Below are 11,535 nucleotides of genomic sequence, written 5' to 3' on the forward strand. Positions count from 1 at the left end.
CAAAGCCATACGAAAGCCAGTCTCAAAGCTGGATTTATCGCCTTTTCCCGCACCCTCTTGACAAAAGTGCAATCACTCTAACCTCTCACTGATGCCCGTTTTTAGGCTTAACCGAAAAGTATTGGATGCGGTCTTGTCTAAATTACAGTAAAAAATTGAACTTTTATTCAGTAGTTATACTTCAGTTTGCAATAATTATCATTTCGGCAATTAGTTAGTTTTTAAAAGTAAGCTAGTAAAAGGATAAGCTAAATAAGCATATACAGTACTTAAGTGTTTTGTGCCAGTTTGGAGTTATGTAGCACTAGGCGAATTAGTGTGACATTTATATCTTCTCGGAAAAATCGAGAACGTAAATACCTTTTCATGCGAATGACGAAATTTGATTGGATGTCTGAGCAAGATTTAATTGTGTAGACTGTTAACTGCTGACTGTAAACGGGAAGTTTGAGATGTTCATCGACACCACTCGCCGAATCGCCAAAACCCTATATTTTTCGTTAAGTGGTGTCGATGCCTTACCTGACTTTAGTTTGAAGTACGTATTTTACTTAATTTCGCACAAGATATATAATGTTTTTCAGAGTGGTGTCGATTTGGCGGCCCAAAGCCTTACAGGGTAAAGCTTCCTAGACGAACTCCCTACCGATTGGGTTAAATCGGAATTAATGGAAACACTGGAATTATTGTAACGGGACGTAAAGCTCCTAAAAAGCCCTACCGATTGGGTTAAATCGGAATTAATGGAAACCTTAAGATCCCTGCTTTTTCTCTGAAATAGAATTCGTCAACCCTACCGATTGGGTTAAATCGGAATTAATGGAAACTTTCATTTACAACCATTCCACGCACTGCTGCGGAACCCTACCGATTGGGTTAAATCGGAATTAATGGAAACTTCGCAGTATCCAACATTGCAATGGCCGCTTTGAAATCCCTACCGATTGGGTTAAATCGGAATTAATGGAAACGGAAGTTGAGCGTCAAGTTTGATTGTTTCAGAAAAGTCAAGCCCTACCGATTGGGTTAAATCGGAATTAATGGAAACATTGTGCCTGAATTCGTTTGATTGCCAGCACTTACTCCCCTACCGATCGCTCTAAATCGGAATTTCTGGAAACAATTAGCTCCGTTTCCATACCGATTCTTGATCGCTCCAAATTCAAATTAATGGAAACCCATCCAAAAGACAAATCCCCGACTTCTTTAAGAAGCCGGGGATTTTATTGTTTTCAATTCGTTATTGCATTAAAATCTGACGAATTAAAATACTCATCACTTCGCCAGGGTTGGCGGTTGGTAATAGTGGACTCCAATCTCCAGTGCTAGCGTAACCAATGACTTGCAGATAGTGAATTGTACTGCTAACCGCTTTTGGAGAACCAATTAAGAGATGTTTAATCGGTTCTCTTTTGGGTAATGGATTTTCAGAAGGTTGATTGAAAGAGAGTACATTGAAATTTTCGCCACCCAAGTATTGTTGTAATTCTGATTGGGCGAAATATTGATTTTTTACAAACTTTTCGACTTGTGCCATCATTGTAATTATCTCCCAGAATGGGGGTTTAGGGAAAGGCGATCGCAGATTCTTGGCAGAGGGCGATCGCCTTTCTTATTCTGTATAATAATGTATAACTTTATACTTATCAATACTTTGATAAAAAATAATAAGCATTTATCAGCAATATTTTCAATAACTTTATCTAAACTTCATGTTTTGACTAAATTCAATAAGTAAAATCCACGATTACTTTCTCAAAATGCTTAAATGCTTTCTCAAAATGCCTGATTGCTTTCTCATTTCGGTAGATTTAGCAAGTAAAATGCTTGATTGCTTGATGAAAATGCCTGATTGCTTTCTCATTTCGGTAAATTTAGCAAGTAAAATGCTTGATTGCTTTCTCATTTTGGTAAATTCAGCAAGTAAAATGCTTGATTGCTTTCTCGTTTGAATATCTGAATGAAGATGCGCCATATATCAGAAATCTATTTTAGGACTTATACCAATTCTGTATGAAGATGCACCAAACTATATGAGGAATGAACCGCATTGGCGCAGCGTCTCGCAGAGAAGGAGGCATAGACACGTTCGTGTTGGCGGAGTCTCTCGTAGAGAAGCATCTCTAAGAGTTGTGGCTTCCCGTAGGGTAGGATACAAAGAAAGAAATAAGAAGCCAAGAAAATTTGACGCAGCCTTTCCAAGAGTTGAGAAGAATCGTAGAGTGTGCCTAAGTCCCATATTTAAAATTATTTGGTGATTCGCTTGTAAAGTCTAGACAAGAAACAAATAACAGCTAAAAGTTAAACTAGAAAAACTTTTAGCCTATAACTGCTGATGATTTGTCACTTTCTCATCGGTGTCCCCGGTAGCGGGAAATCTACTTTTGCGTGCGAGTTAGCCAAACTGGGGAATTATCGCATTGTCTCTACTGATGCAATTCGCCAGCAACTCTATGGTGATGCAAGTGTTCAAGGTGAGTGGAGTCAGGTAGAGGAAAAAGTTATCTCTGAAATTGTTGATGCGATCGCACTTGGTATTGGCGTAATCTATGATGCTACCAATGCCAAGCGTATATGGCGGATGGATTTGTTAAGCAAGTTGAATTTATCTGTTGCTTCCCTTAAACAGCATGGAGGTAAAATTAAGTGGATGGCGTGGTATTTGCAAACTCTCATTGCAACTTGCAAGTTATGGAACCAAAAGCGCGATCGTCAAGTTCCAGACATGATCATTGAGAATATGCACAAATCTCTGCAAGACTTTCCCCCAGTAGCAGCTGAGGGATTTGCAGCCGTCAAAGAAATCGATGTTACCTCCCCTAAATTCGATATTCAACAAATTACAACCCACATCCAACAGCTACATCGTACCCTGATTAACCGCGCTAATCGCAATCGCCAGATTATTTTACATTCCTACAGCGTTCTGCTGGACTTTGAGCGGCTAATGCATCTAATTTCTTTAATTATTCGCTATCCGGGTATTGGCAATCTGCAAGCCACTCAGCCCAGTCTGGTAGAAAGTATTTTGGGTAACGTTACTCAATTTAGCAATGCTGTGGAAGAAGTTACCGCCATCATGGCTAAATTGTGCGGTAAAATCTACGCTGATCAAAATGCGATCGCATCTGACTTAGACTGGCTACAACAAAATTCCCTGATTGGCGTTAATACTATTGGTAATCTGGAAAACCTCTCTTCTAAGAAGAGAGAGGCTTTGAATTTTTTTCCTTTCTGCATTGAGAAGGGGGTTATGGGGTTAGGTTTCGAGGTAACTCATGCTTATTCTGACTGCCACAGCTTTCAAAGGTTGATCCAAATCATTCGCTTGATTCTTCACCACCCATTTTTGCAAGATACAGGAAAGGGAAGTTTACAAACTCTGATGTCTGCACTCAGAGAAAATGGGATTATTGATGGCGATGGACTAGATACTGTCCGCAAGGATATAGAAAAGGTTCTTAAACCTTATAAAATATTACCAGAATTTCCGCTCAGAGATGGCTACTTTGCAGGGACAGCGATTCTGTCAGCATTAGAATTAACCAAAGTGTTTGATGTTCTCCAGTCTCAGGCTAAAAGTCTTGATGACCCCGTAGCGTTGGAAATTTATGAAACATTTGCCACACGAATGGTAAAAAGTAAGTTGGGGATAAGTAATGTGTATCCGGTACGGGCGATTTCTAATCGCAGTATGATTGACCCAGAGTTTTTACCAGATGATGCTCTTTCTAAGAATTTACAGCCATTAGAAGAGGCAATAGTTAAAGGGCAATTGCTGGAATTAAATCGCTTTCCTGGCGGCGGTAAATTTGTTCTTGATGAAGAAGGTTTTTTTTTGTATTTCCTTTGCAAATCGTTTTTTGTAACCAAGCATGGTATTTAGGTTTTGAGTGTGAAAGTGGAAAGTATGCAGGACTGTTCCGGTTTGAACGTTTAGATAGATTGTTTATTGGTCAACCTCAAGGAAGATTCCGTTCTCTGGTGGAACAAGAAAAGTCATTGCAGAAATTACAGAAACTCTCTGCTGCTAGTGCGGGGATTTTTTTAGGGTATAGTGCGAGTGACCAACGTCAGTTTCTCAGTCACAATCAGCAAGAACGTTCCCTGGCTTGTGTGACAGTAGAACTGTGGTTTAATGATTTTATCTTCCGGTTTATTACTGAGGGAACTAAGAGATTTTCTCCCAGACAAATGAAGATGTCTCCACCTGTAAAGGGTGGGAGGTTAATGTTACCTAAGTCAATTTTCTGCCTGAAGAAAACCACAGATAAACACTTTCCTAATCGCTTTCGGGTGATATTGCCTAAATGGTATTTAGATGATGTAGAGTTTATGCGGTGGATTGTTGGTTTTGGTGGGAATGTGAAGGTAGCGCAACCAGAGGAATTAGTGGTTAAGGTTAAAGGAATTGGTGAGGCGGTTGTTAAGATTTCTGAGCAGCAATAAATAAAAATAAATAGCAGTAATTTTGGATTTGTGATAATTGCAAACAGCAGAACCCCGACTTCTTTAATAAGTCGGGGTTCTTGTTTTTCACGAGACTATATTAAGGCTGAAAGAGACTTGAGTGTACGCTTTGTTTAGATAAATTCCGCTTCTCAGAAGAAAAGCGACTAAATCTGAAGCAGAAAAGGTTAAGTTTATGCTTTCTGCAAAGTTTCCATTAATTCCGCTTCTCAGAAGAAAAGCGACCCCTCTTATTTAAACCCTTATCCTGCCTAATGTCCAGATGCCATTTGCGAAGGGGTCGGAGAGTAGAGAAATTTTCAGCGTGTTCAGCCAAGATAAAAACGCTGAAATCCTTATACAGAAAGACATCGGTCGGGTCAACGAGAACATAGGCATTTCCAGGTTTTGCCGACCCCACCGCAGAGAGAGTAAAAAACTTAGTAAATTTCGTCATTCGCATGAAACCACTAGCACAATCTCAAACCAGCCCCTACTTTAAAGGTATAGAGAAAACTGCAATAAGCATCAAACATCATATATATGTATATCTCTTCCCGCGCTGCATTAGTCCGCAACCTTGGTGTCGCCTTACTCAACGGCACTATTACGCTAATTATCCTATTAATTGCACCACTAGGACTAGCAGCAGTAATTATTAACACAATCTTGGTTACAATAGCCAGCTTTGTCAACGCTACAGCAGGTGATGCTGTAGTGAATTTTTTACAACCATCGCAAATTAAAACGTTGCTAGCCGAAATCATTTTTCAACAGTCAATTTTTTCAAATTAAACCCCGTCCATTTTGAAACCTAGAGTTTTTCAGGAGAAGATATTTTAGGTTGTGGCTTGAAGACCAGCTTTCCTCTGAATTACAAAAAAACTACAGTTTTCAAAATAAACACGGTTTAAGATTACTTTCTCAATGCTGCACTACTACCACGCTGTACTAGAAAAGGAGATAAAACGCGGTTTTCCACAGTTTTTTCTTCTAATAAATCGAGTAACATTTGCATAGCTATGCCACCAATTTCTAACATTGGCTGACTAACTGTTGTGAGCGCCGGCGTAACGTAACGGCCCAGAGCAATACCATCAAATCCGACCAGACTTAAATTTCGCGGTACTAAAATACCTAGTTCTTGGCAGGTTAACAGAGCGCCAACCGCTACCATATCGTTGTAACAAAAGATGCCTGTTACCTCAGCAGTCAATAGTTTAGATAGCATCTGTTGTCCAGTAGTAACATCGCTTGTTCTTTGATCATATTTATCACTAATTGCAACCCAATCAGTATTTTGTGGTAGACCAGCTTCAGCAAGAGCCATTCGATATCCTTCCAGGCGCTGCTGGTTCGACCTGCTGCGATCGCTTACACCCAGATAACCAATAGCGGTATGTCCAAGACTTATGAGATGCTTTGTGGCTAATCTAGCACCTAAGCGATCGTCTATTGCCACTGAGTGAAATATTTCAGATTGATCTTCCGTCTGGCTATTAATCAGAACTGTTGGCACAGCAATTTGTGTTAATTGTTTGGTATGCTGTTTACTAATTCGTGAGTCGGCTACTAATATCCCATCCACTCGGCGGCGATGAAAACTCTCAATAGCTGCTATTTCCTGCTCAAAATCTCGGTGTGAAGCACTTAACAAAACACTCAAGCCTGCTGGTCTGGCTATCTTCTCGATTCCCTCTACTACCTCCGCAAAAAAGGGATCTGCGATTGAAGTTACTACTACACCAATGGTATTAGTGCGTTTATTTTGCAAGCTTTGAGCAATAGCATTCGGCACATAGTTCATCTCCTGCGCCAGTTGCTTAATTTCCTCTCGCACCTTAGGGCTAATTAGAGCGTTATCTCGCAAAGCGCGTGAAACTGTGGAATGAGAAACGCCTGCTCTACGAGCAATATCTTCAATTGAAATTCTTCGTTTATTCATTTTTTATCTGAGCTTACAATATATTGCACACGTGTGCAATATATTACAGAAAATAATCGTTATTTGTCAAGAGATTTTAATACAATAGGACTTACGCGCAGGTAACGGAAAACGAACCACAGAGGACGCAGAGGTCACGGAGAAATGAGAGTTTGAGAGGGTTTTTGCGTAAGTCCTATACAACTCACATTTTGGATGGAAAGGAGTCAGAAGGAGCCAGAACAGTGAGCAGTGTGGTCTAACTACCCTATGCGTGGAATATGGAATATTCTCGATAAAGGTGTCGGCGATGGTTGCGCTCTCGGAACAACCGGGATGAAAGATTGGACTTTAGATGGCATTCATCTCTGCAATGTCCGGTTGCGACTGTTGCGAATGAATACTATGCCAGCTTTTGACCCTACGCTAGTGGCGGATGTCTCGGAGTTAAAAAAGCAAAAAAGTGCCCAATTACGGAACTTGGGACGGCTTCCTTACCCGATGATTCGTCAACAAGGGGAAAAAGGCTTTCGCCGTGTTAGCTGGGATGAAGCTTTAGGGGTAATTAGCGATCGCGCGGTTGGAATAAATTTGAATCAAGTCTCATTTTTTCAACTTGAAATTTCCAACAGCATATCTATTAATTTGCATGAAGGCTACTGCAAAGATGAGCATCTCTGCGGTAGTTATAAGTTAACGAGTATAAAAGTAGAGCAAAAACAGCCTAGTTTAGCTTAATTTGCTACTTTCAGTTATCCCCAATTATAGAAAGCTATTGAGAGTTCTTGGACTCAGTTAACCCATCGCTTGCACCGCAGTCAACATGAAATTAATCCGATCCTCAAACTCTAGCTTTTTGATCAATGCGACAAATTCATCCGTTTCAGCAGGTAGTTGATAGTCGGGCGGCACTGGAATAATGGTTCCATTCTCCATTCCTTGTGCCAGCATCAGCCAAACGTCTAATCTGGAATTGGCACTTAGAGCATTATAGGCTTGGCTAATATTGTTAGCTGCACCATTAATAATGTCGCGTTGTGCTTGCAGTTGCTCTTCATGAGACAAGTCCAGAAATAGGTCAAACACTGCTTTAGCAGGAACTTCTATCCTTTCAGGAGGTGCCGGCTGTAGCTGCTCTTTAAGATCCAGGTAACCCAACCAAAGTAAGCCTAGCTGAGTATCTACATCAAAGCGTTTAAAAGCTTCTAAAGCTGGTTTTGTTTTTTCATCAGCTGTGTAAGTCATAATAAACTCCAACTAAATTAAGACTATTCTGAATTTCCTGAGTTACTTACTGAAAAAACTTGCTTTCAGTACTTTTATATAACTTAACAAACCGATGAAGATGGATAATCCTACTTAGGGTATGAATAGGACTCACTACATAAGATAGATAGAGATAACTCAAATTGCTAGTTACAAAAATGCCTGCTTCAATGTATAGAAAAGCAAAGATAAAAGCTAATACTTTACAGCAGAATTCAAGTATTTAAACCACATCTGTCTAAAGGCACAACATTACTGTGCGCGTAGGGCGTAGTCTATTTACCTAAAAATAGCTGTAAGTAACGTAATGTTTGTGACTGTGAAGGTTTTGGTTATATCCAGACATGACCCAATTTTAGAAGCTACTTTCTAACTGAATAAATATCAGTGATAATACTTAGAATTTAAAAGTGAGCGATCGCTTGCAGGTGTCCCTGATTCTAATGCGATTGTGCCTTGAGAAAAACTGTCAATAGTGTGTCTGTGCAGAGAAAAGTTTTCATCTCTTTTAGCCGATCACTTGAAGAAGTTGCTGATTATAATGCGATCGTGCGTCTGGAAAAACAAACCTAGATATTAAAACTTAAACTACTGCTACGGTAAATTTATATCATCTATATCACCCTAAAACTTGCAGCCATATCCGCCGCCAAAGATTTTGAATTCCCAAATGATGTAATATTTCCTCTAGGGGATTTATATAGTGACGAACCACCAATGGATAAGTGAATTACATCTACGCCAAATAATTCTGCTATTACAATCTTTGGAATTGTGGTGGCAAAACCGCAATGACTTTTACGCTGCGGGTAATCTCACAATTTACTACAGTCAACGCCAGCTGAGGTCAGAAGAATTCCGGGGGCCAGATTTTTTTGTAGTGCTAGGATGTGAACGCAAAGTTCGTAAAAGTTGGGTTGTTTGGGAAGAAGACGGGAAATATCCCAACATAATTGTAGAGTTTCTCTCGAATTCTACAGTGGCAACTGACAAGGGTTTGAAAAAACAAATTTTTCAAGATATCTTTCGCACACCAGAATATTTTTGGTTCGATCCCAATAATTTAGAATTTGCTGGCTTTATCTTGATTGGCGGTACTTATGAACCGATAGAACCTAATCCTCAAGGATGGTTGTGGAGTCAGCAGTTAAATTTGTCCTTGGGTGTTTATGAACATAAATTGCGCTATTTAACTGCGGAAGGAAATCTAATTCCCACACCTTAAGAAGTCGCCCAACAAGAAAAACAACGCGCCGAACAAGAACGACAACGTGCTGAACGCCTAGCAGCTAAATTGCGAGAACTGAACATCGACCCAGAAAATTTATAATGCCAGCCCTACAAGCATAATTACAAATTAAAATCATTTATTCTCGACAACCTGTAAACCTGTTTTAGCTACTGATTTAATATCAACATTCTGATTGTTTAGTAGCACTATTATGGTGGTATTTTGATTGGGGAGATATGCAAGCAATGTTACGAAGCCATAGGCTGTACCACTATGCCCAATTGCTTTTGCTAAAGGAGATGAAAACCGTTCTACACCTAACCCATAGCTATAGCCTTCGCCATTATCTTTAAATTTCAGCATTTCTTTGAGCATGTTCGAGGAAAGTAAGGTTTTTTTGACAAATAACGCTTTAGCGAACTTGGCTAAATCCTCTGCTGTTGAAACTAATCCACCATCTCCTAAACCATTGCCATCATTGACTTTGGCGTAGCTATCTAGCTTACCATCCTTATTGCGATTGCCATAACCTGTAGCTACTTCTCCAATTGTCGGTTCGCGCAATTCCGTGAAGGTATGTTTCAATCCTAATGGTTTTAAAATCTGACTGCGGATTGCTTGTGCAAGAGTTCCCCTAGTTATATTTTCAACAATCAGTTCCAAAAGAATGTAGTTACAATCAGTATAAATAAATTTTTCCCCGGGATTTGCCCGCGGTTGTTCTTGGTACATATATTGAATAGCTTCTCTAGCTGTCCAAGGCTGTGAGCGGCTTCTTTTCGCTGTAGCTTGAATAAACTTTTTTGTGTCTAGGTATTCAGCAACACCACTGGTGTGGTTGAGCAGTTGACGAACTGTAATTTTGTCGCTGTTGATAATATGAGGAGTGATATCTCTTGGTAGGTAGGTTGCGATCGCCCGGTTTAATTGTATCTTCCCTTGCTCCACTAATTTCAGCACAACTACCGCCATAAAAGTTTTACTCATACTGGCAATAGCAAAACCATCTGTGGGTTTCATCCGGGTTTTAGTTGACAAGTTATTGACACCAGACGCTCCCAACCAAGAACCTTTAGGTGTAGTAATATACATTACTGCACCAGGGATTTTCTGTTCTACAACTATCTCATTTAAAAGTGTCTGTAGTTGAGAACTTTTTCCTATGGTGGAGGTAGATATAACATGTTTAGCAAGAGATTTTCCAATTACTCTCTGATTAATGTTATTCCCTACTAGGTATCCTGCAAAACTAAGGGAAATTACAAAGACTATTGCGAATAAAATTTTGCTGAAAGCCAAAGATTTTAGGTTCATTTTACTTCCTAAACAGAAACCTAGCTGATCTAGCTCAACCGCACAAAGTAGTTGATGAGCATCAACCTGACATCTGATATACAAATAGCATTACTCTGTTTCCAGATTAGTATCAAAATTTCAATTCACCAACTCTTATAAATATGACGCTAACTAAAAGCAAAACTAAAGCCACTGTTTGGGTGATGGAAAAAGGTCAAGTACCGTCTCGTATGGCATTCAGAACTGCCTCAGCATCTAATTGCTGAGGTGTTCAATTTTTGCACGGTTAAGAGTCCGACTGCGATCTCTGTCAGTATTTTTTTAGATTATAAGTTTCTCCTAAGCGGTAACGAACGGAATTAGGGACATCCACTACAACAGATGCAGATTTGCTCAAATCAGCTAACTGGAGGAAAGATAAAATAATCTCCTCCTCTAGGAAATGAGAGTCTTCTCAATGCGACGATCGGGGATAAACCATATGAAGGCAACTAAAACGTACAATGCACAAGCAAACCATGAATTTACAAAGGCAAGTGGAATTGCCACAGCATAGAACACTAGCGATATTTTTCCCTTGGAGTCTCCACCGACTGCGATCGCTAGAGCGGAATCACTACCGTGGTGCAAAATGAGGGTGCGGGTAAGGATGAAGTAAGCGATCGCAGCCAACAACAATACCGTACCATAAAGGGCAACTGGCATGGCGGCAAAGTTATTCTCGCCCATCCAGCCAGTGACAAAGGGAACTAGCGACAGCCAAAACAGCAAATGCAGGTTAGCCCAAAGGATACGCCCATTAACGTGCCGGACTGCCTGTAGTAGATGATGGTGATTGTTCCAGTAAATGCCGATATAAATAAAACTTATTACGTAGCTGATAAATACTGGGATCAGCGGACGCAGCGCGGCTAAATTGAACCCATGCGGCACTTTGATTTCCAGCACCATAATGGTGATGATGATGGCAATCACCCCATCGCTGAATGCTTCTAACCTCCCTTTTACCATGTCCGCACTCCTTTTCTGTTTACTTGAGAGTCAGTTGTGACACTCTGACTTTATCGTACCAAGTAGCTGCTTTGCTAACGTTCTACTAGCCTACGGGAAGCGGGAGCATCCTAATTTTGCTTAACTCTTTTCCCTCACCCCCAGCCCCTCTCCCAAACATGGGCTACGGTGTTGTACACACAAGTATGACCAGCATAGGTTTCAATTCTAGTTGTTTCGTAGGGTGCGTTATCAAGACGCCAAAATAACAAATGAGTTCCCCGAAATAACAAATGAGTTCCCCGAAATAACAAATGAGTTCCCCGAAATAACAAATGAGTTCCCCGAAATAACAAATGAGTTCCCCGAAATAACAAAT

At 40.2% G+C, this 11,535-nt stretch carries 12 protein-coding genes, 1 pseudogene and 1 CRISPR repeat array; of the genes and pseudogenes, 6 read left to right on the top strand and 7 right to left on the bottom strand.

Annotation, left to right across the window (positions count from 1 at the left end; translation table 11 throughout):
- The first annotated feature begins 452 nt into the window (after nucleotides 1–452).
- Complete coding sequence (locus tag V7K21_RS18165) at nucleotides 453–623, top strand: hypothetical protein (protein ID WP_335176554.1); 171 nt, start codon at nucleotides 453–455, stop codon at nucleotides 621–623.
- A 17-nt stretch (nucleotides 624–640) separates the two neighbouring features.
- A CRISPR array of direct repeats spans nucleotides 641–1,121; the repeat unit is 36 nt; unit sequence CCCTACCGATTGGGTTAAATCGGAATTAATGGAAAC.
- A 119-nt stretch (nucleotides 1,122–1,240) separates the two neighbouring features.
- Here the strand turns inward: V7K21_RS18165 and V7K21_RS18170 are convergent.
- A complete protein-coding gene (locus V7K21_RS18170) occupies nucleotides 1,241–1,540 on the bottom strand; it encodes a hypothetical protein (RefSeq protein ID WP_335176556.1) in 300 nt (99 codons plus the stop codon).
- A 207-nt stretch (nucleotides 1,541–1,747) separates the two neighbouring features.
- Complete coding sequence (locus tag V7K21_RS18175) at nucleotides 1,748–1,975, bottom strand: hypothetical protein (protein ID WP_335176558.1); 228 nt, start codon at nucleotides 1,973–1,975, stop codon at nucleotides 1,748–1,750.
- Nucleotides 1,976–2,335: 360 nt separating this feature from the next.
- On the opposite strand from V7K21_RS18175, the gene V7K21_RS18180 reads away from it, so the two are divergent.
- The 3 genes from V7K21_RS18180 to csx18 all read left to right on the top strand — a co-directional run bounded on the left by V7K21_RS18180 (nucleotide 2,336) and on the right by csx18 (nucleotide 5,244).
- A complete protein-coding gene (locus V7K21_RS18180) occupies nucleotides 2,336–3,886 on the top strand; it encodes an ATP-binding protein (protein ID WP_335176560.1) in 1,551 nt (516 codons plus the stop codon).
- A complete protein-coding gene (locus V7K21_RS18185; RefSeq protein WP_335176561.1) occupies nucleotides 3,850–4,449 on the top strand; it encodes a hypothetical protein in 600 nt (199 codons plus the stop codon). The genes V7K21_RS18180 and V7K21_RS18185 overlap by 37 nt, the downstream gene beginning before the upstream one ends.
- A 543-nt stretch (nucleotides 4,450–4,992) precedes the next feature.
- Nucleotides 4,993–5,244 (top strand): CRISPR-associated protein Csx18, encoded by a 252-nt coding sequence (gene csx18 / locus V7K21_RS18190; RefSeq protein WP_335176563.1) that lies wholly within the window; start codon nucleotides 4,993–4,995, stop codon nucleotides 5,242–5,244.
- A gap of 121 nt (nucleotides 5,245–5,365) precedes the next feature.
- On the opposite strand, the gene V7K21_RS18195 is transcribed toward csx18, so the two are convergent.
- Nucleotides 5,366–6,394: a LacI family DNA-binding transcriptional regulator gene (locus tag V7K21_RS18195; RefSeq protein WP_335176565.1), complete on the bottom strand. Its 1,029-nt coding sequence runs from the start codon at nucleotides 6,392–6,394 to the stop codon at nucleotides 5,366–5,368.
- 231 nt (nucleotides 6,395–6,625) lie between these two features.
- On the opposite strand from V7K21_RS18195, the gene V7K21_RS18200 reads away from it, so the two are divergent.
- A complete protein-coding gene (locus V7K21_RS18200; protein ID WP_442948899.1) occupies nucleotides 6,626–7,111 on the top strand; it encodes a molybdopterin-dependent oxidoreductase in 486 nt (161 codons plus the stop codon).
- A 57-nt stretch (nucleotides 7,112–7,168) separates the two neighbouring features.
- Here V7K21_RS18200 and V7K21_RS18205 read toward each other — a convergent pair whose 3' ends face one another.
- Nucleotides 7,169–7,618, bottom strand: coding sequence for an orange carotenoid protein N-terminal domain-containing protein (locus V7K21_RS18205; RefSeq protein ID WP_335176567.1), 450 nt, complete (start codon nucleotides 7,616–7,618; stop codon nucleotides 7,169–7,171).
- Between the two features lie 660 nt (nucleotides 7,619–8,278).
- Here V7K21_RS18205 and V7K21_RS18210 point away from each other — a divergent pair.
- A pseudogene (locus V7K21_RS18210) lies at nucleotides 8,279–8,969 on the top strand (Uma2 family endonuclease).
- A gap of 33 nt (nucleotides 8,970–9,002) precedes the next feature.
- Here V7K21_RS18210 and V7K21_RS18215 read toward each other — a convergent pair.
- The 3 genes from V7K21_RS18215 to V7K21_RS18225 form a co-directional block, all read right to left on the bottom strand.
- Complete coding sequence (locus V7K21_RS18215) at nucleotides 9,003–10,184, bottom strand: serine hydrolase domain-containing protein (protein WP_335176568.1); 1,182 nt, start codon at nucleotides 10,182–10,184, stop codon at nucleotides 9,003–9,005.
- 417 nt (nucleotides 10,185–10,601) lie between these two features.
- On the bottom strand, nucleotides 10,602–11,177 hold the full coding sequence (locus V7K21_RS18220) for a TMEM175 family protein (RefSeq protein WP_335176570.1): 576 nt from the start codon (nucleotides 11,175–11,177) through the stop codon (nucleotides 10,602–10,604).
- Nucleotides 11,178–11,311: 134 nt separating this feature from the next.
- A partial coding sequence (locus tag V7K21_RS18225) for a hypothetical protein (protein ID WP_335176572.1) occupies nucleotides 11,312–11,535 on the bottom strand: 224 nt, incomplete at its 5' end.

Origin of the sequence: Nostoc sp. (assembly GCF_036919595.1) — a bacterium.
Lineage (GTDB): Bacteria > Cyanobacteriota > Cyanobacteriia > Cyanobacteriales > Nostocaceae > Nostoc.